This is a genomic window from Pseudomonas sp. R5(2019), assembly GCF_009905435.1.
Taxonomy (GTDB): Bacteria; Pseudomonadota; Gammaproteobacteria; order Pseudomonadales; family Pseudomonadaceae; genus Aquipseudomonas.
The window spans coordinates 21,706-44,724 of the sequence record NZ_JAAAMT010000041.1 but is presented as its reverse complement, the minus strand read 5'-3'; the positions used below and the strand labels follow the sequence as shown (position 1 = coordinate 44,724).

The following is a 23,019-nucleotide window of genomic DNA, read 5'->3' as shown; positions in this document are numbered from 1 at the left end:
TAACACATTAACAATTTCACAGCAGGGCGATCACTGCCCTGCCCCTGCCAGGAGAAAAGCATGAGCCGTGCCCTGCATGACGTTGCGACCGGCACCCTGTTCGGCGTTGCGCTGAATTACCAGGGGTTGCTGAACCAGCGTCTCGCCGAATTCGAGCAAGCGCCTTACAAACAGCCCCCGGTCAAGCCGGTGCTGTTCATCAAGACGCCTAACACCCGCAACGGCCATGATTGCGCCGTGGTTTACCCGCACGGCGTCGAGCGCCTGCAGCCGGGCCCGGCGCTGGGCGTGGTGATTGGCAAGACCGCCAGCCGCGTGAGTGTCGAAAACGCCCTGGAGCATGTGGCCGGCTACACCATCGTCAACGAATTCAGCCTGCCGGAAGACAGCTACTACCGCCCGGCGGTCAAGGCCAAGTGCCGCGACGGTTTCTGCTCGTTCGGCCCTGAACTGGTGCCCGTCGACCAGGTCGCCGATCCTCACCAACTGGCGCTGAAACTGTTCGTCAACGGCGAGCTGCGCCAGGAAAACTCCACCGCCCACTTCGTGCGCAGCATCCCTGCGCTGATCGCCGAACTGAGCGAATTCATGACCCTGCACGAAGGCGACCTGCTGATCACCGGCACCCCGGAAGGCCGTGTCGACGTACTGCCAGGTGACAAGGTTGAAGTTGAAATCACCGGCCTCGGCCGTCTGGCCAACCACATTGTTGCCGAGCAGGAGAACCGCTGATGAAACACGCCCGTATCCGTTTCGAAGGTGAGGTTCACGTCGCCAACGTTGAAGCCGACAACGCCTTGCGCCTGGCCGATGGCCGCCTGCTTGGCGAGGACCAGGTCGAGTGGTTGCCACCGGCCAACGGCAGCATGTTTGCCCTGGGCCTGAACTATGCCGATCACGCCGCGGAACTGGCTTTCGCGCCGCCGACCGAGCCGCTGGCCTTCATCAAGTCGCCCGGCACCTACACCGGTCACAACCAGGTCACCTGGCGCCCGGACGGCGTCGCTTACATGCACTACGAGTGCGAGCTGGTGGCCGTGATCGGCAAGCCGGCGCGCAACGTCAAGCGCGAAGATGCCCTGGACTACCTGGCCGGCTACACCGTCTGCAACGACTACGCCATCCGCGACTACCTGGAAAACTACTACCGCCCCAACCTGCGGGTGAAAAACCGTGACGCCACCACCCCGGTCGGCCCATGGATCGTCGATGCCGCCGACGTGCCGGACCCGAGCAACCTGAAGCTGCGCACCTGGATCAACGGTGAGCTGAAACAGGAAGGCACTACCGCGGACATGATTTTCGATATCCCTTACCTGATCGAATACTTCTCCAGCTTCATGACCCTGCAACCGGGCGACATGATCGCTACCGGCACGCCGGAAGGCCTGGCCGATGTCGTGCCAGGCGATGAAGTGGTGGTGGAAGTGGAAGGCGTCGGCCGACTGGTCAACCGTATTGTCAGCGAAGCTGAGTTCTTCGCACGTAACGAGGCGTGAGCAACATGATCAAACACTGGATCAATGGCCGTGAGGTCGAAAGCAAAGACGTATTCGTCAACTACAATCCGGCCACCGGTGAAGCCATCGGCGAAGTCGCCAGCGGCGGCGCCGAAGAAGTCGCCCAGGCCGTTGCAGCCGCCAAGGAAGCCTTTCCGAAATGGGCCAACACCCCGGCCAGGGAACGTGCCCGCCTGATGCGCAAGCTGGGCGAGCTGATCGAGCAGAACGTCCCGCGTCTGGCCGAGCTGGAAACCCTGGACACGGGCCTTCCGATCCACCAGACCAAGAACGTGTTGATCCCGCGCGCTTCGCACAACTTCGATTTCTTCGCCGAAGTCTGCACCCGCATGGACGGCCACACCTACCCGGTCGACGACCAGATGCTCAACTACACCCTGTACCAGCCGGTTGGCGTGTGCGGGCTGGTGTCGCCGTGGAACGTGCCGTTCATGACTGCCACCTGGAAGACGGCACCGTGCCTGGCGCTGGGTAACACCGCAGTATTGAAGATGTCCGAGCTGTCGCCACTGACCGCCAACGAACTGGGCCGCCTGGCGGTTGAAGCCGGCATTCCCAACGGCGTGTTGAACGTGATCCAGGGTTACGGCGCCACCGCCGGTGATGCACTGGTTCGTCACCCTGACGTACGCGCCATCTCCTTCACCGGCGGCACCGCCACCGGCAAGAAAATCATGCAAACCGCCGGTCTGAAAAAGTACTCGATGGAACTGGGCGGCAAGTCGCCTGTGGTGATTTTCGAAGACGCTGACCTTGAGCGCGCCCTGGACGCCGCCCTGTTCACCATCTTCTCGCTGAACGGCGAACGTTGCACCGCCGGCAGCCGGATCTTCATCCAGGAAAGCGTGTACCCGCAGTTCGTCGCCGAATTCGCCGCCCGCGCCAAGCGCCTGATCGTTGGCGATCCGCAGGATCCGAAGACTCAGGTCGGCTCGATGATTACCCAGGCTCACTACGACAAGGTGACCGGCTACATCAAGATCGGTATCGAAGAAGGCGCACGCCTGGTGGCTGGCGGCCTGGAGCGCCCGGCCAACCTGCCGGCGCACCTGGCCCGCGGTCAGTTCATCCAGCCGACTGTGTTCGCCGATGTGAATAACAAGATGCGCATCGCCCAGGAAGAAATCTTTGGCCCGGTGGTCTGCCTGATCCCGTTCAAGGACGAAGCCCAAGCGCTGCAACTGGCCAACGACACCGAATACGGCCTGGCCTCCTACATCTGGACCCAGGACATCGGCAAGGCCCACCGCCTGGCCCGCGGCATCGAGGCCGGCATGGTGTTCATCAACAGCCAGAACGTGCGCGACCTGCGTCAGCCGTTCGGCGGCGTGAAAGGCTCGGGCACCGGCCGCGAAGGCGGTCAATACAGCTTTGAAGTCTTCGCGGAAATCAAGAACGTGTGTATATCCATGGGCAGCCATCACATTCCGCGTTGGGGTGTGTAACCACTCTTGTGGGAGCGGATTTACCGGATCGCCGGACCGCCGCGAATAAAGACACCGCGTTCTGACGGAAGCACCGCAGCGCCCGGATTCGCGGATAAATCCGCTCCCACAAAAAGCACCTCCAAAGGTAATGCCAAGGCAACAAGAACAACACATTTTCAGGAGAACACTCATGGGCGAAGTCGTCCTGGCCGCGAAGATCTGCCACGTTCCATCGATGTACCTCTCGGAGCTGCCCGGCGAGCACCACGGCTGCCGTGACGCGGCGATTGCCGGCCACAAGGAAATCGGCCGCCGGGCCCGTGAACTGGGTGCCGACACCGCCGTGGTGTTCGATGTGCACTGGCTGGTCAACAGTGCCTACCACATCAACTGTGGCGAGCACTTCAAGGGCATCTACACCAGTAACGAGTTGCCGCACTTCATCAAGAACATGGAGTACGAGTACCCCGGCTGCCCGGAGCTGGGCGAGTTGATCGCCGCCGAAGCAGTCGCGGCCGGCGTGCGCACCCTGGCGCACAACATCCCGAGCCTGGAGCTGGAATACGGCACCCTGGTGCCGATGCGCTACATGCACATGGGCGTGCCGGATGAGCAGAAGTTCAAGGTCGTGTCCATTGCCGCCTGGTGCGCCTGGCACCGCCTGGAAGACAGCTTCGCCTTTGGCGCCGCCGTGCGCCGCGCCATCGAGAAAAGCGATCGCAAAGTGCTGGTGCTGGCCTCCGGCTCGCTCTCGCACCGTTTCTCGGATGACCGCGATGCCCAGGCCAACATGCACAGTTGGACCCGTGAATTCGACAAGCAAATGGACCTGCGCGTGGTCGAGCTGTGGAAGCAAGGCCGTTTCAAGGAGTTCTGCGCGATGCTGCCGGACTACGCCGAGCACTGCTTCGGCGAAGGCAAGATGCACGACACCGCGATGCTGCTGGGACTGCTCGGCGGCGCCGACTATGACAAGCCGGTGGAGGTGCTCACCGAACCGTTCGGCAGCTCCGGCACCGGCCAGATCAACGCCATTTTCCCTGTCTGATAGCCGCTTGCGGGCAGCTCCGTGCTGCCCCTTTTCCGGAGGCGCGCATGCCGCACTTTATCGCTGAGTTCACCGACAACATTGAGCAGCAGGCCGACCTGCCCGGCCTGTTCGAGAAGGTCCACGCCACCCTGGGCGCCAGCGGCGTGTTTCCGCTGGGCGGCATCCGCAGCCGCGGCGTGCGCCTGGACAGCTGGCGCATGGCCGATGGCAAACACGACTACGCCTTTGTCCATATGACCCTCAAGGTCGGCCACGGCCGCGACCTTGAGACCCGCCAGCAAGTCGCCGAAGCCTTGTTTGAAGTCATTACCCAGCACTTTGCCGAGCTTCAGGCCCAACGCCTGCTGGCGCTGTCGTTCGAGATGATCGAGCTGCACCCGCAGCTGAACTTCAAGAAAAACAACGTGCATGCCTTTTTGAACAACCAGGCCGGCTAGACCACCGATCTGATTCCTGCAACGGCCTCTCTGACAAAAAAGTACAAGATCATGAGCACAGCCCACACCGCCGCCAGCCCTGCACTGGCCACTGCTGACCTGACCCACGCCAAGATCACCTGGCGGCTGATGCCGTTGCTGCTGATCTGTTACCTGTTCGCCCACCTGGACCGGATCAATATCGGTTTTGCCAAGATGCAGATGAGTCACGATCTGCACTTCAGCGACACCGTCTACGGTTTCGGTGCCGGACTGTTTTTCGTGGCCTACGCACTGTTCGGCGTGCCCAGCAACATGGCCCTGGACCGCGTCGGCCCACGGCGCTGGATCGCCACGCTGATGATCGTCTGGGGGGCGCTGTCGACCGGCATGCTCTGGATCGAATCATCGACCGGTTTCTACGTGTTGCGCTTTTTCCTGGGAGTCGCCGAAGCCGGTTTCTTCCCCGGCATCCTGGTGTTTCTCAACCGCTGGTACCCGGCCCGCCGCCGGGCGCAGATCACCGCGCTGTTCGCCATCGCCGTACCAATGGCCGGTGTGATCGGCGGCCCGCTGTCCGGTGGGATCCTGGAGTTTTTCCATGATTTTGGCGGCCTGCGCGGCTGGCAGTGGATGTTCCTGATCGAAGGCGCGCCGGTGATTCTGCTGGGGCTGGTGGTGTTCAAATGCCTGCCTGACAGCTTCGAAAGCGTGGACTGGCTCAAGCGCGACGAAAAGGAGCAGTTGCGCGCACAACTGGGCCAGGAAGAGCAGCGCAAGTCCATCACCTCCTTTAGCGGCATCCTGCGCAACCGGCAGGTGTGGCTGCTGGTGTCGGTGTATTTCGCGGTGATGCTGGCGGTCAACACCCTCGCCTTCTGGATGCCGACCCTGATCCACGGCGCCGGGATCGGCAGCGACGGCAAGGTCGGCCTGCTCAGCGCCATTCCATACCTGGCCGGCTGCCTGTTCATGCTCGGCTGCGGGCGCTCCTCGGACCGCCATCGCGAACGCCGCTGGCATCTGTGCGTGCCGCTGTTGATGGCCGCTGTCGGCATTGCCGTCGCCGGGCTTGCACCGACCCAGTCGCTGGTGGTGCTCAGCGGCCTGATACTGGCAGGCATGGGCGCCAGCGCGGCGCTGCCGATGTTCTGGCAGCTGCCACCGGCGTTCTTGTCCAACTCGACGCAAGCGGCCGGCATCGCCCTGATCAGCTCATTCGGCAGCATCGCCTCGTTCCTGGCGCCCTACCTGATCGGCTGGATGCGTGACACCACCCAAAGCGCCAGCCTGGCCCTTTACGTGCTGGCCTTGTTTATCGCCCTCGGCGGCCTGCTGGTGCTGCGCACCCACGCCGCGATCGTCAATCCTCAGTAAGAGATTTCGTCATGCTTGACCAAAGCCAGATTCTGCAAGCCGCCGCTCGCCTGGACCACGCCGAACGCAACCGTGAGCAAGTGCGCCAGTTCTCCCTGGATTATCCGGGCATCACTATCGACGATGCCTACGCCATCCAGCGCGCCTGGGTCGCGCAGAAGATCAAGGACGGCCGCAAGCTGGTCGGCCACAAGATCGGCCTGACCTCGCGCGCCATGCAGGTCTCCTCCAATATCACCGAGCCCGATTACGGCGCGTTGCTCGACGACATGCTGTTCGAAGAAGGCAGCGATATCCCCTTCGAACGTTTTATCGTCCCGCGCGTTGAAGTGGAGCTGGCGTTTATCCTCGGCAAGCCGCTCAAGGGTCCGAACGTCACGGTGTTCGATGTGCTCGACGCCACCGAATGGGTGATCCCGGCGCTGGAAATCATCGACGCGCGCATCCAGCAGATCGATCCGCACACCAAGGTCACCCGCAAGGTCTTCGACACCATCTCCGACAACGCCGCCAACGGTGGCGTGGTGATGGGCGGCCGCCCGGTACGGCCGACGGACATCGACCTGCGCAAGGTCCCGGCGGTGCTGTACCGCAATGGCGTGATCGAAGAATCCGGTGTCTCTGCCGCGGTGCTCAACCACCCGGCCAAGGGCGTGGCGTGGCTGGCGAACAAGCTGGCGCCGTATGACGTCACCCTGGAGCCGGGCCAGATCATTCTTGGCGGCTCCTTCACTCGCCCAGTGGCGGCCAACCCGGGCGATACGTTCCATGTCGACTACGACATGCTCGGCTCGATCGCCTGTCGTTTCGTTTGATTGCCGGAGCCCGTGCCCATGGATATGCCCATCAATACCTTCAAGCAACGCCTGAAAAACGGTGAAGCGCAGATCGGCCTCTGGCTCGGCCTGGCCGACCCGTACTGCGCGGAGCTGGCGGCCAATGCCGGTTTCGACTGGCTGCTGATCGACGGCGAACACGCCCCCAATGACCTGCGCGGCCTGCTTGGCCAGTTGCAGGCGGTGGCGCCCTATGCCAGCCAGCCGATCATTCGCCCGGTCATCGGCGATACCGCGCTGATCAAGCAGGTGCTCGATATCGGCGTGCAGACCTTGCTGGTGCCGATGGTCGAGAGCGCCGAACAGGCGCGTGAACTGGTACGCGCCATGCGCTACCCACCCTTGGGTGTGCGCGGGGTCGGCAGCGCACTGGCGCGGGCGTCGCGCTGGAACAGCATCCCCGGCTATCTGGATGAAGCCGACGCGCAGATGTGCCTGCTGGTGCAAATCGAGAACGCCGAAGGCTTGGCCAATCTGGATGCGATCGCTTCGATCGAAGGTGTCGATGGCGTGTTTATCGGCCCGGCCGATCTCAGCGCGTCGATGGGCCACCGCGGCAACCCTGGCCATCCGGACGTTCAAGCAGCCATCGAAGATGCCATCGCCCGCATCCGGAAAGCCGGCAAGGCCGCCGGCATTCTCAGCGCCGATGAAAAGCTTGCGCGTCGTTATCTGGAACTGGGCGCCACATTCGTCGCCGTGGGCGTCGATACCACGGTGCTGATGCGTGGGCTGCAAGCCCTGGCGGGAAAATTCAAGGACGCCCCTGCGCCTGTGACCGGCGGTGGTGGCGTGTACTAATCGGTTACGAGGGATCCAACGGTGGAGTTCCGTTAGCTCGCGTCGCCTTCATTCGCGGGCAAGCCCGACTCCCACAAAGCCGTAGGAGCCGGGCTTGCCCGCGATGGGCTGCAAAGCAGCCCCATGAATGGCCCACCTCGTGCGGGCCCTTGTACCTTCTATCAGCCGCGATTGTCGCGGTTCAGGTCATCTTTCCTGGTGCCAGTGGTGCCTTTTTTCATGGGGTCTTCCCAGTCAGCAGGCCGATTCCCGCCTTGGGTCTGACCCGGTTTGCCTGGCTGGCCGGCACGTCCGCCTTGCCCTGCCCCACCTTGGCCGCCTTTCGGTGAGTTTGGATCAATGCCAGGGTCATTGCGCCCGGTTTGTGGACGGCTTGGGTCTTTCATTTTGTCGCCTTGTGGACGTTGTTCGTTAGCCATGGTGCACCTCGTTGGTTGAGGTCCAGTAGATCTGGGCCGTAAGGGTTGGAGATGCGGGTGTCGGTGCAGGTGCCGAGCAGGCGACGGATGGTCGAGGCGAACAGCGCATTTGACACACCCCGTCCTCCTGCGCACCATGCCCCCCTTTGCCCCTGACAGGAGTTGCTCATGAGCCTTGAATCGGTACGGTCCTTCCTGGCTGAAAAGGCGCCGGATATCGCCATCATCGAACTGACCACCAGTACCGCCACCGTGGCGCTGGCGGCCGAGGCTCATGGCGTGGAACCGGGGCAGATTGCCAAGACCCTGGCCTTTCGCGTGGGTGAACAGAATGTATTGCTGGTGGCCAAGGGCGACGCGCGCATCGACAATCGCAAGATGAAAGCGGCGTTTGGCAGCAAGGCCAAGATGCTCGATGCCGACAGCGTCGTGGCACTGACCAGCCACCCGGTCGGCGGGGTATGCCCGTTCGGGCTGGCAACGGCTTTGCCGGTGTTTTGCGACGAGTCGCTCAAGCAGTATGACGAAGTGCTGCCGGCGGCAGGTTCGATCACCAGCGCCGTGCGTATCGACCCATTGCGCCTGGCGCAGCTGGTCGAAGCGCAATGGGTGGATGTGTGTCAGGCGGTTGAAGTCGAGGCTTGCTAGCGCTGAGGCCAGCACAAGCGACAAAAAACTTGCGCGGGTAGCAACCCTGTAGGAGCAAGGCTCGCCTGCGATGCAGGCGCCGCCGTGTTACTGATATAACGCGGTGCCTGCATCGCAGGCAAGCCTTGCTCCTACAGGGGGTTTGTCAGCAGTCCGGGAGGTAGCGACCCCGATGTCACTGCGCCCCAAACATCGCCGTCCAGTAAATCCCCGCATCGCTCTTTGGGTCCACCGCGTACGCCGCGCCCATCTCCTTGAACTGCGGGTTCATCACATTGGCGCAGTGCCCGGGGCTCGCCAACCAGCCATCAACCACCTTGCGCACCGTGTCCTGCCCCGCCGCGATGTTCTCTGCCACCTGCTGCGCGGCATAACCGGCCAATTCCGCCCGATCCCCGGGCGTGCGCCCGTCTCGGTCCTTGTGATCAAAATAGTTGTTATTGGCCATGGCCCGCGCGTGGTCCTGAGCCGCGCCGCCCAGGGTGGCATTCCAGGCCAGCGGCGAGGTCGGCGCAAACGACTGGCCGCCGCACTGACGGGCCTGGGCGCGAGCGCCATTGACCATCTCCAGCACCTTTTGCCCTTCGGTCTGCCAGTCACCCAGGCGCCCGCTCAACAGTGGCCGCGCCAGCACAATGCGCCACTCGCGCCCGTCCCGGCTGACGCCGATATCGACAAACTGCGGGTCCAGCACCACCTGGCAAAAACTCTCCTGCACCGCCTTGGCCGCCGCCTGGGCATCACGTGGCCCGGACAGCGTGATCGCCTGCACATTGACCATCGGGTAAGCCGCCCGTGCCAGCGCCTGCTGCAGGTCGCCAATACTGTTGGCCGGCAACTCCAGGCGCGGGTCGGCGGCCAGCGGTGGCAGCTCCGCAGAGGCTTGCCCGCCGCAGCGCTGTACCTGGCTGCGGTAGGTGTTGATCGAGTCGACCAGCTGCGACTCTTCGCTGGCCAATGCGGTGGTGGCAGCCACTAACCCCAACGACAGAGCAGCAAAGCGCAAAGCGGATGGAATGACGCGCATGGAGATCTCCCTTGGGCTGAACTGCGCTTATGATGCGCGAATGTTCGCGATGTCGCACCGGCAATGTCACCGCCTGTGGGAGAGACGGCCTCAGCGAGACCGTCGTGGCAAGCGTTCTACAGGGTGTACGAAATACCCGCCTGCACCGTTCGCGGCGCCCCGGGATAGGCATAGACATTGCCGAACGCGCCTTCGGCCACGTTCAAGTCGAAGCCACGGCTGCGCACCTCGAGCCACATGGGGCACAAAGCAGGCGGGATTGGATCCGGGCTTCTATCATGAGGGGGTCGCACAACAACTCGCCCTTCAAGCTTATCTCGGCCAAGGCCATGACAGCTCCTACCGCCTGGATCATCTGCGAACACTGCGACTCGGTGTACACCCCCGTGCCTCTGGCCAAAGGCCAGACCGCACGCTGCGTCCGTTGCGCGGCGGTTCTGGCGCGTGGTGGCGGGCTCAGCATTCAACAGTTGCTGGCGCTGTCGATCAGTGCAGGATTGCTGTTTATCTTCGCCAACGCCTTTCCGGTGATCTCCATCAGCCTGCAGGGCTTGAGTAACCAGGCGACGTTGTGGCAGTCCGTAGAAGCGCTGGCCCAAGGGCAAATCAGCGTGATGGCGGCCATCGCGGGGCTGACGATCATCCTTGCGCCCATGCTGCAAATCATCCTGTTGTGCTGGGTGCTGGGCTTTGCCCTGTGCCGCCGCGCGGCCCCCGGCTTCAAACTGTGCATGCGCAGCCTTGACCAACTGCGCCCCTGGAGCATGCTTGAAGTGTGTTTGCTGGGGATTCTGGTGGCCATCGTCAAACTCGCGGGGATGCTCGATGTGCACCCGGGGATCGGGCTCTGGGCGCTGGCCATGTTGACGGTGCTGCTCATCCTGATTTCCGGCAAAGGCATCCGCCGGCTGTGGAAGGACCTGGAGGGCGTTATTCCATGAGCCTGCCGCCTTATGCCCGGCAAATGAACCTGATCCTGTGCCACACCTGCGAGCAGGTCTGTAGTGCCGCGAACACCCGTTGCCCTCGCTGCGACTCCCTGTTGCATCGGCGCAAACCCAACAGCGTGGCGCGGACTTGGGCCCTGCTGCTGGCCAGCATGATCTGCTATATCCCGGCCAACGTGATGCCGGTGATGTACACCAATATCTTTGGCAGCGGCAGTGAAAACACCATCTTGAGCGGCATCCTGGAGTTCTGGCATGCCGGCGAGTGGGATTTGGCGCTGATTATTTTCATCGCCAGCGTGGCGGTGCCCTGCATGAAGTTTCTGGTGCTGGGTACGCTGCTGGTCACCTGTCAGCGCCGCAGTCGCTGGGCCATGCGCGAGCGGGCCAAACTCTATCGACTGGTCGAAGTGGTCGGTTACTGGTCTATGCTCGATGTGCTGGTGGTGGCCCTGATCGCGGCCCTGGTGCAGTTCCGCTCGCTGAGCACCATCGACCCGCGGATAGGCATCCTGTTCTTTGGCCTGGTGGTGGTGCTGACAATGTTCGCCGCCATGAGTTTTGATCCTCGGCTCATTTGGGACGCAGAGGTTGAAGATGCCTGAACACCCAAGCCCTGACGCTGCACCGACTCCAGGCCCCCCTGAGGTCAAACGCAGACGCTTCAACGTTTCGCTGGTCTGGCTGGTGCCGATTGTCGCGGCACTGGTGGGGTTGTCGATGGTGGTGCATAACGCAAGGCAAGCCGGCCCGCAGATCACGGTGAGCTTTCTGACGGCCGAGGGGCTTGAGGTCAACAAGACTCAGGTCAAATACAAAAACGTGGTGATCGGCAAGGTGACCGAGATCACCCTGGCCGAGGATCGCAGCCGCATCAATGCCACCCTGGACCTGGAAGGCTCCGCCAAGTCGTTTGCGTCCGAAGACTCACGCTTCTGGGTGGTGCGCCCGCGCATCGGAGCGGGCGGTATTTCCGGTGTCGATACGCTGTTGTCGGGCTCGTTCATCGGCGCCGATGCCGGCGCATCGACCGAGACCAGAAAGGACTTCGTCGGGCTGGAAACCCCGCCGCTCATCACCTACGGGCAAAAGGGCACGCGCTACACCTTGCGCACCGACAACCTTGGCTCGCTGGATATTGGCTCCAGCGTCTATTACCGGCGCATCCCGGTGGGTGAAGTGGTGTCCTATAAGCTGACGGAGGACGGCAAGGGGGTCGAAGTGCAGATCTTCGTCCACGCCCCGCACGACAAATTCGTCACCCGCGATACCCGCTTCTGGAACGCCAGCGGCTTCGACCTCAGCCTCAGTGCCGAAGGCATGAAGGTCGATACCCAGTCGATGTCATCGATTCTGGCCGGCGGCGTTGCCTTCGTTGAACCCAACTACAGCCCCAACCCCCAACTGGCCGAAGAACTGACCCAATTTACCCTGTTCAACGACCGGGAAACCGCCATGGCACCCGCCGATGGCCCACCGCGCTATATCCGCATGCGCTTCGATCAGCCTTTGCGTGGCCTGGTGATAAATGCCCCGGTGGAATTTCACGGGGTGAACCTGGGCCGGGTCGTTTCGATCGACCTGGACTATGACGAGGTCAACAAGAGCTTTCCTACCGTCATTGGCGCGGTGATTTACCCTAGCAGGCTGGGCAAGGCCCACGAAAAAATACTGAAAAACCGCGACTTCAATGATGATGAAGCCCTGGCGGTCCAAATGATGGCTCAACTGGTCGCACGCGGGCTCAGGGCTCAGGCCCGAACCGGCAACCTGCTGACCGGGCAGCTCTACATCGCCCTGGACTTTGACCCGACGGCGAAACCGGTGGCCTTCGACGTGAGCGCGCGACCGGTGGAGATCCCGACGGTACCGGGCAGCCTCGACAAACTTCAGGAGCAGTTGCAGGGCGTCGTCGACAAGCTCAGCAAACTGCCGCTCGAACAGATTGCCAGTAACCTCAACGGCAACCTCGTCGAGCTGCAGAAGACGCTCAAGCAAGTCAATGGCGAAGTGTTGCCACAGGTCCGCAGTACGCTGGTGGAGACCCGTAAAACCATGGCCTCGGCCAACGACAGCGTGTCTGAAGACTCACCACAACGTCAGCAATTGGGTCAGGCGATGGAGGAGTTCCAGCGCACCGCCCGTTCGGTAAGGGTGTTGACCGACTTCCTCAGCCGCCATCCCGAGGCGCTGATTCGAGGGCGCATCAAAGACAACCAGCCAGACAGCTATCGATCGCCGCCCTCCTCCTCTCGGGAGATTGAACCACAATGATCAGCCTGAACCTCCGTGCCCTGGCCCTGTTCGGTACACTCGGCCTGGCTGCCTGTACCTCGGCGCCGACCCACTACTACACCCTGGTCGCGACCGCGCCGGACAATACACCGCGCACGAATGTCACGACGCCAGCGTTCCAGTTTGAAATGCAACCGGTGCGCGTACCGGTCCAGGCTGACCAGCCGCAAGTGGTGATACGCCATAGCAACGGCATCTTGGCGCTGATGGAAACTGACCGCTGGAGCGCACCACTGGCCGATGAATTCCACGACGCCCTGGCCGCCCAGATGGAATTGAAACTGGGCACCCGCGACCTGGCAGGCTTCCCCAAGGTGGCCGGCATCCCGCTACTCGCGCTGCAAACCGATGTCCGGCGTTTCGACTCGGTGCAGGGCCAATACGCGTTGATCGATGTACTCTGGAGCCTGCGGCTGCGCGGCGATGGGGTCAAGAATCGCAGCCTGACCTGCAGCAACGTCATCCGCCAACCGGCAGGCGGGCAGGTACAGGAGCTGGTGGTCGCGCATCAGCAGGCTATCGCGCAACTGGCGGGCATTATTGCCAGCACGGCATCGAACTGGTCGAAACAATCCGGTACTGGTTGTCCTCAGGGTTGAGCGAGGTGCTCAGGCGCTGCCTCCCAGCTGACGATCGGTTCGGCGCTGCTGGCCAGGCTGCCTTCGATCTGCCCGGCCATGTACAAGGTTCCGGCCATCACGCCGGTGGTGGGGTTCTGCACCAGCTTCAACCAGGCCTTGTCGAATGAGGAGCCCAGGCTTTGGCGGATCAGCGCTTCGCTGTCTGGCTGGTCGTTGGCCTGGATGATCGCCCGAATCCCGGCCACCCCCACGGAAATCAATGCCCCGGCCAGTTTCCCCGCCGCTGCCGCCACTGCACCGGCCGCACCGCGCGGGGCCATTTCCGCTTCGATTCGCTGACTGGCACGCTTGGCCACCGGCGCCATCCCCGCATCCGTCGAGCCAATACCGCGGTCACCGCCGGCCTTGTGAATCTTGTCGATCAGCGCCGCATAGGCCGGCAGGGTGTTCAACGGCTCAGTGTTCACCACCTGAAACAGCGAAGCATCACGCGCAGGCGGTGGCCCCAGTGCGATCGCCGGTACTTTCTGGATTCGACCGTTAAGCTGCGCCATCGGCACCCCATGGCGTTGGGCAATCACCTTCAATTGCTGGCCCAGCAGCTGCACATAAAAGTCCGTGGCCTGGCCGAGGATGGCATCAGGGTCGATCTCCACCGCCACCGGCGCCAACACCTGCTCCTGATACTCCTCCAGCAGATAGGCGGCCAGGCGGTTGGCCGAGGCATCCTCTTCGCCCTTGGCGCTGAGGCTGTACCAACTGACCTTCACCGACAGCCATTCCTGGGTCCAGTAACTGCTGAACCAGGGAATGAATTTTTCTTCGGTCTGCTGGTAAACCCGCGTGCGCCAGTGCTCCATGGAACCTCGGGCATATACCTTGGCCTGCTCGGTGGCTTGCTGCGATGCGCTGACAATCTCCCGATCAATCTGCAGCCAGGTCTCCTGGGAAATCACGACAGGCGCAATCACCACCGGGGGAGGCCTGGGCGAGGCGCATCCCACCAATACCACCATGACGGCGACGATCAGCGAACGCAGGTTCAAGATTGCGGTTTCCTGGGATTGGATCAGGCCTGATGCTGCATGTTTGAGTATAGGCCCGTGGCTCTGAGGGCATCCTGGGCAGGCGACCGCCGTTATTCAGCCCGGAAGTTCCAGACGATTTCGACCACGCGCAACGCCAGGACCAGGTAGAAGACCGAAAGGAAAACCTGCAATACCCTGTGGTAACGCAATTTGGCGACCCGGTGCAGGCCGTCGCTGATGTTGAGCAGCAGCAACACCGCAGAAATGACGATCAGCGCCCAGCCGGTTACCCATGCGCCCAATAAACCGAGAAAAACCGGAAATTCGCCGCGTAACGCACTGGTACCGGCGGCGAACAGGAGCGCACAGACCAGCAGATTCTTGACGTTATCAAAGACCTTGGCGTTCAGATCCTTGTCCAGAAGGCTTAGATACTGGCGCCAGAGTTTTTTCATCACTTACGCACTGGCGATGCGTGCATTGCGAATAAACAATGCACGGACTTTCTCCCAGAAGTTGCCCCCCAGTACGAAAAAACTGCCAATCAACATGAGGTCGCCCAGCAACTGGATTTGCCACAGGTTCGGGCGCAGGCCCGGCCAGAAGGTGTCGACGTAAGGTTCCAGGACTGAAGAGATCAACGGCACACAGAACATGATGACGCCGATCTTGTGCCGGATGGGCCCCACCTCAACGTCAACGGAAGGCGCCAGCACAGAGAAGTAGCCTGCCAGCCTGCTCTTGACCTGTTGAAAGCCGGACTTGCCCATGATGGTAATGGCCAGTATGAGCAGCACCTTGTTGCTGATGAACAACACGCCGGTAAGGGCAGCGATCCGCGGGCCAGGAACATCCATCAGCGCCGCGATTGGCACCATCAGCCAGCTCCCCAGCATCAGGGCGATAATGCCAACACCGACTTTGAAACGCCAGGTCGGCGAATGGGGTTCACTCACACCGAAGGTGGTATTCATGATCATCGCACCTCTACAAATCGCAGCCCGATTCTGTAGCACCTGGAAAGCGTAGCAGTGAATACACGGCGATGCCCTGCGGTCGAGGGCGCAGCTATGCTCAGTGAACTTCCTTAAATGGAATTTCTTCAATGCACCCACGTTCAGCCGTGCGGACAGCGCCGAGCCACCTCCTGCTGCTGGTCGCACTGGGCTTGGGCGGCTGCATGCAACTGGGGCCAGACTTCCAATCGCCGGTTGAACCCTGGGCCAGAAGCTGGAAAAGCCCGGCACTGGCGCTCGCCAGCCAACATCAGGCTGAACCGGACACGCTTTCCTGGTGGCGGGTGTTCGGCGATCCGCTGCTCGATCAGCTGATTGCCCAAGCCGATGCCCACAACGCCGACCTGAAAATCGCCGGCCTGCGCGTGCTGGAGGCCCGCGCGCAACTGGGCATTGCCCGCAGTGGCCGCTATCCGCAAGTGCAGCAAGCCAGCGCCGACAGCCTGTACGTGCACCGTGACCAATACGGCGGCAACAACCCTTTGGATAACCACTTCTGGCAGTACAGCGCCGGTTTCGATATCGGCTGGGAGCTGGATTTCTGGGGGCGCTTCAGCCGCGCCATCGAGTCCGCCGACGCCCAGTATTTTGCTTCCCGGGCCAACCAGGACGATGTCCGGGTGCTGCTCCGGGCCCAAGTCGCGGACACCTACTTTTCCCTGCGCACCACCGAAGCACGCTTGCGTGTCGCCCGGGAAAACGCCGGTCTGCAACAACGCAGTTTCCAGATCACCGAAAAACTGTTCAACAGCGGCCAGAGTGCGGAACTTGACGTGCAACAGGCCAAGACGCAGTACCTGGCGACTTTGAGCGGCATTCCCACCCTGGAAGACCAGGCCTTGCGCTTGCGCAACACCCTGGCCGTGCTGATGGGGCGGCCACCCGGCCTGCTGACGGAGTGGGTCGAACATCAGGCGCCGGTCCCCTTGATCGACCGCGCCGTGCTGCAGGATGTACCGGCCAACCTGCTGCTGCGTCGCCCTGACGTGCGTGCCGCCGAGCTCAATGTGGCGGCCCAGTCGGCGCTGATCGGCGTGGCCGAAAGCGACTTCTATCCGTCCCTGTCCCTGCTGGGCAGCATTGTCTGGTCGGCCGACACCCTCAAGGGCACGTCAAAGAGCCTGGATCTGGTCGGCGGCCCGAGCCTGCGCTGGAACCTGTTCGACCATGGCCAGATCAGCAACAACGTGCGCGTCCAGGATGCACGCCTGCAGCAACTGATCGAGGCCTACCGCGACAAGGTCCGCCAAGCGGCACGCGAAGCCGACGACGCCGCCAGTGGCCTGGTCAAATCCCTGGAGCGCGAACGAATCCTGCGTGAAGCCGGGGTCGCCGCCCAGCGCTCGCTGGTGCTGGCCAGCGCCCAATACCGGGAAGGTTATTCCGATTTCCAGCGCGTGCTCGATGCCCAGCGCGCCCTGCTTGAGCAACAGGACAATTATCTGCTCAGCCGCGGCAATGCCGTCAGTAACCTGATCGCCCTGTACAAGGCGCTTGGAGGCGGTTGGTACAGCGCGCAACCCAGCGTTGACCCCGTCTCCCGCCAGCAGATGGAAGCACGCACCGACTGGGGCGATCTGCTGCAAGAGCCCGTGCGCCCCAGCCCTGAGGAGTTGAAACGACCATGAGTGAAGCGCCCCAACCTGCTCCCGAACCGACCAGGCCTGCAGCCGATCCTGCCCGCAAAGGCATCAAGTGGGTGCTGCTGATGATTGTCCTGAGCCTGGCCTGGTACCTGTTGGCGGACCGCTTCACGCCCTATACGCAACAGGCGCGAGTGGGCGCCTTTGTCATTCCCGTGGCCGCCGAAGTGTCGGGGCGCGTAACCCGGGTGTATGTGCGCAACAATCAGGACGTCAAGGCGGGCGATGTGTTGTTTGAGCTGGACGCCGAACCCTATCAGATTGCCGCTGATCGCGCGCGCGCCGACCTTGAATCCACGCGCCGGCAGATCGGCGCGAGCACCGCCGGCATCGCCTCGGCGCAAGCTTCCTTGCGGGCTGCCCAGGCCAACGAGCTCAAGGCCCGACAGGACAACCGGCGCCTTGAAGGCTTGTACCGTGAAGACCGCGGGACCATTTCCGTGCGCTTGCTCGAAGTGTCGCGGGCCAACCTTGAACAGGCCGTCAGCCAGGTGGCCGCCGCGCGTGCTGAAGTCGAGCGGGCACGCGAACAGGAAGGCGGCAGCGAAGATGAAAACGCCCTGCTGCGCAGTGCCGCCACGGCCCTGTCGAAGGCTGAACTGGACATTGCCAACACCCGCATTCGCGCGCGCTCGGCCGGCCTGATCACCGACCTGCGCACCGACGTCGGGCAGTTCGCCGCTGCCGGCAATCCACTCATGACCCTGATTGCCATCCATGACATCTGGATCAGTGCGGACATGACCGAGAACAACCTGGGCCGGGTCAAGCCCGGCACCCCGGTTGCCATTGTGCTGGACGCCCTGCCCGGTGAGGTGTTCGAGGGCCGCGTGCGCAGCATTGGCTACGGTGTCAACGTCGGCCCGACGCCACCACCCGGCAACCTCCCCAGCGTGCAGAACAGCCGTGACTGGCTGCGCCCGGCCCAGCGTTTTCCGGTGATTATCGAGTTCAACGAGGAGGCCATGAGCGTACTGCGTGACAGTCGCGCGATCCGCGCCGGCGGTCAGGCCGAAGTGATGGCATTTGCGGCGCCGGGCAATCCGCTCAACCCGCTCGGGCGGCTATTTCTGGGGCTGATGAGTTGGCTCTCGTATGCATACTGAACTGAACCTGCCGGCCCGGCGTGCGTTGCGCCTGGCCATGGGCACGGCCGTGAGCCTTTCCGCCAGCTTCGGGCTGGGCTTGCCGCTACCGTTCCTCGCGCCGGTACTGGCGTTGCTGCTGCTCGCCACGCTCAACCGTCCGTTGTCGTTCAAGGCCAGTGTGGGGCTGGCGCTGGTCGCCCTGTTGACCACCGGCATCGGCCTGCTGTTGATCCCGGTCCTGCGCTACTACCCGGTCAGCGGCGTACTGATGGTCGGTGCCTGTCTGTTTCTTTCATTCGGCTATGGCTTGCGCGGGGGCAACAACCTGATCGTCACGTTTCTGGTCATCGGCCTGACCATGATCTCTGCCGCCGGCGTCGCCAGTTTTGATCTGGCGGCCATCGTCATCGGCGCACTGGTCAAGGCATTGCTCCTTGCCGTGCTGGTGCTTGCACTCAGTCACTGGCTGTTTCCCGAGCGCCAGGCCGCGGCGCCCGCCGCTGCCACGGGCCTGGCACGCAACGACGTCGCCAGTGTGGCAGCCAGGGCCACGCTGATCGTGCTGCCGACGTTTTTGTTGGCGTTGGTTGACCCGAGCAGCTACTTGCCGATCATTTTGAAGGCCGTCAGCCTGGGCCAGCAAAGCACCGCCCTCTGCGCGCGCAATGCCGCTCGCGAGTTGATCGGCTCAACCCTGCTCGGCGGTCTATTGGCCATACTGTTCTGGTGCGCGCTCAGCCTGTTTGTCCATTTGTGGATGTTCTTTCTATGGATGCTGTTGGTGGGGCTGGTGCTGGCGCGCAAGCTCTATCGCTTGAGCCCTACCCCCTTCACCCCCGGGTTCTGGCTCAACAGCCTGATCACGATGATTATCCTGTTGGGCCAGTCAGTGCAGGACAGCCTGGCCGGCAAAGACGTCTATACCGCCTTTGCGGTGCGTCTCTCGCTGTTTATTGCCGTAGCCCTGTATGCGTGCCTGATGGTCAACCTGCTGGCGCCGCGCCGGGCGCTTGCGACAGGCGGTCAGGGCGTGACCTGATAGCCCTTGCCCTGCAGGCAACTGGTGTAGGCCGAGCTGCTGGTCGACTCGGCATTGCGTTGCGCCCGACGCTCCTGGCGCTGGCGCGCCCCACCCACGACGGCGCCCGCGGCGGCGGTTTCCCTGGCGCGGTTCTGGCGATACTCCTGCTTTACGTCATCATCGACCCGGTCATAAAACTCGTCATGCTGGCGCCCGCGAACCTGGGCCCCGGCGGCACCGGCGGCGGCCCCGACCGCAGCACCGCGCACCCTTCCACCGGTGGCAGGCGTCGACGTCGAGGTGCCTTGATTGGCGGTCGCATGGCAATCATTTATATCTTGCTGGATTTGCTGCGAGGTCTGCCCCTTCAGCGGCACCACGGTTTCAGCGAGTACCGGCAGCGCGTAAATCGACAATCCGACGCACAGGCCAATGGACGATAACCGTTGCATGATGACCTCCGGCAGGCGTGGGTGCATCCAATGAGTGTAGTCCACGCGATTTCGCGGTCGGCTACCGGCAGGGCTTTTCGTAGGAGCCGAGCTTGCTCGCGAGGCAGGCGACGCCGTGTATCTGGTGCGCAGCGTCGCCTGCCTCGCGAGCAAGCTCGGCTCCTACATTCCCTGCTCAGCATTAAATGAACACCCCCGCCCATCTGAAAGCAAATAGCAAACGCGTAATGGAGCTCATCAGTGATGTAGTACGACAGTTCCAGCTCCACGCGAAATCCGCTAGGCTTGCTGTCCCTCTTCCCGGATAACCCAGGGACCTGCCCATGTTCGAGACTTCTCTGCAAGACCAGGCCGCACCAGAAGGCGTCTGTTATGGCTGCGGTGGTAGTAACCCGCACGGCCTGCACATCAAGAGCTTCTGGCACGAGGATGGTGTGCATGTCATGGCCGAGCATCTGCCAGAGGCCAGGTACTGCGGCTGGCCGGACCTGGTGTACGGCGGGCTGATCGCAATGCTGGTCGATTGCCATTCCAACTGGACCGCGATGGCCTACCATTACCGCGCCGAAAACCGGACGGTTGGAAGCCTGCCACGCATCGACTGCGTCACCGGCAACCTTGGCATCAAGTTCATCAGGCCGACGCCGATGGGTGTGCCGCTCACCTTGCGCGCCAGGGTCGAGGGCGAAGTCGGCCGCAAGAGCCGCATTATCTGCGAGGTGTATGCCGGCGACATGCTTACCGCCATTGGCGATTCCATTTTTGTTCGCGTCGATACCGGGCAATTGGCCGCCGCGGCGCATGGCCGCGAGGCTTGACTGATCGAGTATGAGGCCCCTCACAGCTTGGCGATCGACACCTCAGTGGATTTGACGAAGGCAATGACCTCGCTGCCGACTTTCAATTCAAGGTCGCGCACTGAACGGGTGGTGATCACCGAAGTCACGATGCCGGAAGCGGTTTGTACATCGATTTCGGAAACCACCTCGCCTTGCAGAATTTCCTTGATGACGCCCTTGAACTGGTTACGAACGTTGATCGCTTTGATGGTCATGTCGAGGCTTCCTGTTTGAGGTTGGGCAAATCCGCCCTGATGTGCAGGCCCTCAAAGTGCACCTTTCCAGATGACAACAAAAGGAATAATTAACTATTTATTTATACCTTTATGGAATAGCCGCTCTCCATAAGCTCATTCCTAAAAATTATTTATACAATATTTTTTAGAACCTTATGCTTCGGAAAAGCCCACCTTTTTCTTTCCCTACAGACGAGCGCGCCATGTCACAGTCATTGAAAATCTATCGTCCGCTTCTGGCCAGCCTGGTCGTGGCGTTGTCCGTGGCATTCGCCCTTCCGGCGCAGGCCAGCGAAACCCTACGGATCGGATACCAGAAGTCATCGACCCTGATCACCTTGCTGAAAACCCAAGGCACGCTGGACAAAGCCCTCGCACAGCAGAACATCGACGTCAGCTGGCATGAATTTCCCAGTGGCTTGCCGCTGCTCGAAGCATTGAATGTCGGCAATGTCGACATCAGTGCCGACGTCGCCGATACCGTACCGATTTTCGCTCAGGCGGCCCAGGCCAAGCTGACCTACTTTGCCGAAGAGGCGCCCTCACCTTCAGCCCAGGCGATTGTCGTGCGCAAGGACTCGCCGCTACGGCAGCTATCGGATCTCAAAGGCAAGAAAGTCGCGGTCACCAAGGCGGCCGGCTCTCACTATTTGCTGATCGTCGCCCTGAAAAAAGCAGGCCTCGAGTTCTCGGATATACAACCGGCTTACCTGACACCCGCCGACGGCCGCGCGGCCTTCGAGAACAACAAGGTTGACGCCTGGGTCACCTGGGAACCCTTTCTCACCAGCGTGCAACTGCAATTGCCAACCCGGACCCTGGCGGACGGCACCGGCCTGGCCAGTTACAAACGCTATTACCTGACCAGCACAAGCTACGCCAAGGCCCACCCGGACGTGCTCAAACTGGTTTACGAGCAGCTGCACAAGACCGGAGCCTGGGTCAAAGCCCACCCCACTGAAGCGGCAAAAATACTCGGCCCGTTGTGGGGCAACCTCGATCTGGTCACGGTCGAAACCGCCAACACCCATCGCAGTTATCAGGTCCAGCCGGTCAAAGGCGACCAACTGGGTGAACAGCAGAAAATCGCCGATGCCTTCTTCGCCGCAGGCTTGCTGCCCAAGGCGGTGGACGCCAAGGATGTCGAGATCTGGAAGCCATAAACGGCTGTTCAGCCATCAGTGTTTACAAGCCTGCGACTCACTCACTAATGCCGCCATCAACTCAGCCGCCGGAAGCGCCCGCGCCCGTGCGGCTTGCTGGCCCGCCCAGAACGGTGAGAACTCAGAACTGCCCGCCTTCGACGCCGCTTCGCTGAGCTGCTTGCCAGCGTTGTAGGCAATGCCAAACCCTGGCACCGGCGGATGGCCGGGCGCACCGACTTCACGCATGAAGCGGTTGACCATACCCCGCGCCGGCCGGCCGGAAATCACGTCAGTCAGCTGGGTCAGCTGTGCGCGTTCACTGCCGAGCATCTGCCGGTAGGCCGCATTGGCCGATGACTCCGGGCACAACACAAAGGCGGTCCCCAGTTGCGCAGCCAGGGCGCCACGGCCCAGCGCAATGTCAACGTCGGCACCGTCCATCAGCCCGCCGGCGGCAATCACCGGAATCCTTAGCTGGCGGACCAGCAGATCCACCAGCGCCAAGGTTGGCAACTGCTCATCCTCGGCCTTGGGATCGAAGATTCCGCGATGCCCGCCCGCCTCGATCCCTTGCGCCACCACCACGTCGATCCCGGCCGCTTGCACCGCCTGCGCTTCACTCAGGCAAGTGGCACTGGCAAACAACACAATACCCGCGGCCTTCAGCGAATCGATGAAGGCCTGGGGCGGCAGGCCGAGGTGAAAGCTGACCACTGCCGGGCGCTCCTCCAGCAACAGCTGCAGCTGTTGCTCGCTGGCGCTGAAGCTGGTGTAGATGTCATGAAGCGCGGCCGGCGGCTGCGCGCCAAACTCGGCGAACCAGGGCGCCAGATGCGCAAGCCAGGCCTGCTCGACGGCGCTGTTGGGCTGCGACGGTACATGGCAAAAGACATTGACGTTGAACGGTTTGTCGGTGCCCGCGCGCAGCGCCCGAATCATCTGGCGAGCAGCGTCGATGTTTGCCGCTGCGATGGAAATCGAGCCCAGCCCGCCTGCATTACTGACGGCCGCCGCCAGGGCCGGGGTGGCCGTACCGGCCATTGGCGCTTGTACGATGGGATAACGAACGCCGATAGAGCTCAGAAGATTGTCCATGCAATTCACCGTGTCTGGCACAACAGAGGGGTCGCCAGTCTAGAAAGACTCGGTATCGTTATAAACCCCATCATTTCACGTTTGCTCGCAGACACTCCCCGAAGCTAGGCC

General features: G+C 62.2%; 28 protein-coding genes. 18 read left to right on the top strand and 10 right to left on the bottom strand.

All coding sequences use genetic code 11. The features are described 5' to 3' along the window. Nucleotides 1-60 precede the first annotated feature (60 nt). From GUY40_RS21870 to hpaI, 8 genes are all read left to right on the top strand, one after another. Nucleotides 61-732, top strand: a complete 672-nt coding sequence (locus GUY40_RS21870) for a fumarylacetoacetate hydrolase family protein (RefSeq protein WP_166571000.1) — start codon at nucleotides 61-63, stop codon at nucleotides 730-732. Next, complete coding sequence (locus tag GUY40_RS21865; RefSeq protein WP_166570999.1) at nucleotides 732-1,499, top strand: fumarylacetoacetate hydrolase family protein; 768 nt, start codon at nucleotides 732-734, stop codon at nucleotides 1,497-1,499. The genes GUY40_RS21870 and GUY40_RS21865 overlap by 1 nt, the downstream gene beginning before the upstream one ends. 5 nt (nucleotides 1,500-1,504) lie before the next feature. After that, nucleotides 1,505-2,965, top strand: coding sequence for a 5-carboxymethyl-2-hydroxymuconate semialdehyde dehydrogenase (hpaE, locus tag GUY40_RS21860; protein WP_166570998.1), 1,461 nt, complete (start codon nucleotides 1,505-1,507; stop codon nucleotides 2,963-2,965). A gap of 172 nt (nucleotides 2,966-3,137) precedes the next feature. Further along, a complete protein-coding gene (gene hpaD / locus GUY40_RS21855; protein WP_166570997.1) occupies nucleotides 3,138-3,995 on the top strand; it encodes a 3,4-dihydroxyphenylacetate 2,3-dioxygenase in 858 nt (285 codons plus the stop codon). Nucleotides 3,996-4,042: 47 nt separating this feature from the next. Further along, nucleotides 4,043-4,435 carry a 5-carboxymethyl-2-hydroxymuconate Delta-isomerase gene (locus GUY40_RS21850; RefSeq protein WP_166570996.1) on the top strand — a complete coding sequence of 131 codons (393 nt, stop codon included), beginning with the start codon at nucleotides 4,043-4,045 and terminating at the stop codon, nucleotides 4,433-4,435. 51 nt (nucleotides 4,436-4,486) lie between these two features. Further along, the gene (locus GUY40_RS21845; protein ID WP_166570995.1) at nucleotides 4,487-5,791 is read left to right on the top strand and encodes an MFS transporter; all 1,305 of its coding nucleotides are present in this window, start codon (nucleotides 4,487-4,489) and stop codon (nucleotides 5,789-5,791) included. An 11-nt stretch (nucleotides 5,792-5,802) separates the two neighbouring features. After that, nucleotides 5,803-6,606, top strand: coding sequence for a 2-oxo-hept-4-ene-1,7-dioate hydratase (hpaH, locus tag GUY40_RS21840; RefSeq protein ID WP_166570994.1), 804 nt, complete (start codon nucleotides 5,803-5,805; stop codon nucleotides 6,604-6,606). An 18-nt stretch (nucleotides 6,607-6,624) separates the two neighbouring features. After that, on the top strand, nucleotides 6,625-7,428 hold the full coding sequence (gene hpaI, locus GUY40_RS21835; protein WP_166570993.1) for a 4-hydroxy-2-oxoheptanedioate aldolase: 804 nt from the start codon (nucleotides 6,625-6,627) through the stop codon (nucleotides 7,426-7,428). A 161-nt stretch (nucleotides 7,429-7,589) separates the two neighbouring features. On the opposite strand, the gene GUY40_RS21830 is transcribed toward hpaI, so the two are convergent. Together GUY40_RS21830 and GUY40_RS21825 are read right to left on the bottom strand one after the other, a co-directional pair. After that, complete coding sequence (locus GUY40_RS21830; protein ID WP_166570992.1) at nucleotides 7,590-7,847, bottom strand: hypothetical protein; 258 nt, start codon at nucleotides 7,845-7,847, stop codon at nucleotides 7,590-7,592. Then, nucleotides 7,811-7,963 (bottom strand): hypothetical protein, encoded by a 153-nt coding sequence (locus tag GUY40_RS21825; RefSeq protein WP_166570991.1) that lies wholly within the window; start codon nucleotides 7,961-7,963, stop codon nucleotides 7,811-7,813. The genes GUY40_RS21830 and GUY40_RS21825 overlap by 37 nt, the downstream gene beginning before the upstream one ends. 52 nt (nucleotides 7,964-8,015) lie before the next feature. Between GUY40_RS21825 and GUY40_RS21820 the strand changes: the two genes are divergently transcribed. Then, entirely contained in the window at nucleotides 8,016-8,495 is a 480-nt protein-coding gene (locus GUY40_RS21820) for a YbaK/EbsC family protein (protein WP_166570990.1), read from the top strand. A 175-nt stretch (nucleotides 8,496-8,670) separates the two neighbouring features. Here GUY40_RS21820 and GUY40_RS21815 read toward each other — a convergent pair whose 3' ends face one another. Both GUY40_RS21815 and GUY40_RS28430 read right to left on the bottom strand, forming a co-directional pair. Further along, nucleotides 8,671-9,522 carry a CAP domain-containing protein gene (locus tag GUY40_RS21815; protein ID WP_166570989.1) on the bottom strand — a complete coding sequence of 284 codons (852 nt, stop codon included), beginning with the start codon at nucleotides 9,520-9,522 and terminating at the stop codon, nucleotides 8,671-8,673. 116 nt (nucleotides 9,523-9,638) lie between these two features. After that, nucleotides 9,639-9,761, bottom strand: a complete 123-nt coding sequence (locus GUY40_RS28430; RefSeq protein ID WP_256675818.1) for a hypothetical protein — start codon at nucleotides 9,759-9,761, stop codon at nucleotides 9,639-9,641. Between the two features lie 90 nt (nucleotides 9,762-9,851). Between GUY40_RS28430 and GUY40_RS21810 the strand changes: the two genes are divergently transcribed. Genes GUY40_RS21810 through GUY40_RS21795 form a run of 4 tightly spaced genes read left to right on the top strand, consistent with a single transcriptional unit; the run spans nucleotide 9,852 to nucleotide 13,363 of the window. Next, nucleotides 9,852-10,463, top strand: coding sequence for a paraquat-inducible protein A (locus GUY40_RS21810; protein WP_166570988.1), 612 nt, complete (start codon nucleotides 9,852-9,854; stop codon nucleotides 10,461-10,463). Then, nucleotides 10,460-11,074 (top strand): paraquat-inducible protein A, encoded by a 615-nt coding sequence (locus tag GUY40_RS21805; protein ID WP_166570987.1) that lies wholly within the window; start codon nucleotides 10,460-10,462, stop codon nucleotides 11,072-11,074. Before GUY40_RS21810 ends, GUY40_RS21805 begins: the two co-directional genes overlap by 4 nt. Further along, nucleotides 11,067-12,743 carry an intermembrane transport protein PqiB gene (locus GUY40_RS21800; protein WP_166570986.1) on the top strand — a complete coding sequence of 559 codons (1,677 nt, stop codon included), beginning with the start codon at nucleotides 11,067-11,069 and terminating at the stop codon, nucleotides 12,741-12,743. Before GUY40_RS21805 ends, GUY40_RS21800 begins: the two co-directional genes overlap by 8 nt. Further along, nucleotides 12,743-13,363 (top strand): membrane integrity-associated transporter subunit PqiC, encoded by a 621-nt coding sequence (locus tag GUY40_RS21795; protein ID WP_371924942.1) that lies wholly within the window; start codon nucleotides 12,743-12,745, stop codon nucleotides 13,361-13,363. The genes GUY40_RS21800 and GUY40_RS21795 overlap by 1 nt, the downstream gene beginning before the upstream one ends. Here the strand turns inward: GUY40_RS21795 and GUY40_RS21790 are convergent. The 3 genes from GUY40_RS21790 to GUY40_RS21780 all read right to left on the bottom strand — a co-directional run bounded on the left by GUY40_RS21790 (nucleotide 13,354) and on the right by GUY40_RS21780 (nucleotide 15,347). Next, complete coding sequence (locus GUY40_RS21790) at nucleotides 13,354-14,391, bottom strand: hypothetical protein (protein ID WP_166570984.1); 1,038 nt, start codon at nucleotides 14,389-14,391, stop codon at nucleotides 13,354-13,356. The genes GUY40_RS21795 and GUY40_RS21790 overlap by 10 nt on opposite strands. Before the next feature lie 92 nt (nucleotides 14,392-14,483). Continuing rightward, entirely contained in the window at nucleotides 14,484-14,828 is a 345-nt protein-coding gene (locus GUY40_RS21785) for a hypothetical protein (protein ID WP_166570983.1), read from the bottom strand. A 3-nt stretch (nucleotides 14,829-14,831) separates the two neighbouring features. Next, on the bottom strand, nucleotides 14,832-15,347 hold the full coding sequence (locus GUY40_RS21780) for a transporter suffix domain-containing protein (RefSeq protein ID WP_166570982.1): 516 nt from the start codon (nucleotides 15,345-15,347) through the stop codon (nucleotides 14,832-14,834). A gap of 131 nt (nucleotides 15,348-15,478) precedes the next feature. Here GUY40_RS21780 and GUY40_RS21775 point away from each other — a divergent pair, with 131 nt between their 5' ends. Genes GUY40_RS21775 through GUY40_RS21765 form a run of 3 tightly spaced genes read left to right on the top strand, consistent with a single transcriptional unit; the run spans nucleotide 15,479 to nucleotide 19,159 of the window. Continuing rightward, nucleotides 15,479-17,017 (top strand): efflux transporter outer membrane subunit, encoded by a 1,539-nt coding sequence (locus tag GUY40_RS21775; RefSeq protein WP_166570981.1) that lies wholly within the window; start codon nucleotides 15,479-15,481, stop codon nucleotides 17,015-17,017. Beyond that, nucleotides 17,014-18,138 (top strand): HlyD family secretion protein, encoded by a 1,125-nt coding sequence (locus GUY40_RS21770; protein ID WP_166570980.1) that lies wholly within the window; start codon nucleotides 17,014-17,016, stop codon nucleotides 18,136-18,138. Before GUY40_RS21775 ends, GUY40_RS21770 begins: the two co-directional genes overlap by 4 nt. Continuing rightward, nucleotides 18,128-19,159 carry a DUF2955 domain-containing protein gene (locus GUY40_RS21765; protein WP_166570979.1) on the top strand — a complete coding sequence of 344 codons (1,032 nt, stop codon included), beginning with the start codon at nucleotides 18,128-18,130 and terminating at the stop codon, nucleotides 19,157-19,159. The genes GUY40_RS21770 and GUY40_RS21765 overlap by 11 nt, the downstream gene beginning before the upstream one ends. On the opposite strand, the gene GUY40_RS21760 is transcribed toward GUY40_RS21765, so the two are convergent. Then, nucleotides 19,144-19,593, bottom strand: a complete 450-nt coding sequence (locus tag GUY40_RS21760; RefSeq protein ID WP_166570978.1) for a YMGG-like glycine zipper-containing protein — start codon at nucleotides 19,591-19,593, stop codon at nucleotides 19,144-19,146. The genes GUY40_RS21765 and GUY40_RS21760 overlap by 16 nt on opposite strands. Before the next feature lie 323 nt (nucleotides 19,594-19,916). Here GUY40_RS21760 and GUY40_RS21755 point away from each other — a divergent pair, with 323 nt between their 5' ends. Further along, nucleotides 19,917-20,411, top strand: coding sequence for a PaaI family thioesterase (locus GUY40_RS21755; protein ID WP_166570977.1), 495 nt, complete (start codon nucleotides 19,917-19,919; stop codon nucleotides 20,409-20,411). A gap of 20 nt (nucleotides 20,412-20,431) precedes the next feature. Here GUY40_RS21755 and GUY40_RS21750 read toward each other — a convergent pair whose 3' ends face one another. Next, nucleotides 20,432-20,647 carry a molybdopterin-binding protein gene (locus tag GUY40_RS21750; RefSeq protein ID WP_060752785.1) on the bottom strand — a complete coding sequence of 72 codons (216 nt, stop codon included), beginning with the start codon at nucleotides 20,645-20,647 and terminating at the stop codon, nucleotides 20,432-20,434. A gap of 224 nt (nucleotides 20,648-20,871) precedes the next feature. Between GUY40_RS21750 and GUY40_RS21745 the strand changes: the two genes are divergently transcribed. Continuing rightward, the gene (locus tag GUY40_RS21745) at nucleotides 20,872-21,831 is read left to right on the top strand and encodes an aliphatic sulfonate ABC transporter substrate-binding protein (RefSeq protein WP_166570976.1); all 960 of its coding nucleotides are present in this window, start codon (nucleotides 20,872-20,874) and stop codon (nucleotides 21,829-21,831) included. A gap of 15 nt (nucleotides 21,832-21,846) precedes the next feature. On the opposite strand, the gene GUY40_RS21740 is transcribed toward GUY40_RS21745, so the two are convergent. Further along, nucleotides 21,847-22,908, bottom strand: a complete 1,062-nt coding sequence (locus GUY40_RS21740) for a nitronate monooxygenase family protein (protein ID WP_166570975.1) — start codon at nucleotides 22,906-22,908, stop codon at nucleotides 21,847-21,849. Nucleotides 22,909-23,019: the final 111 nt, after the last annotated feature.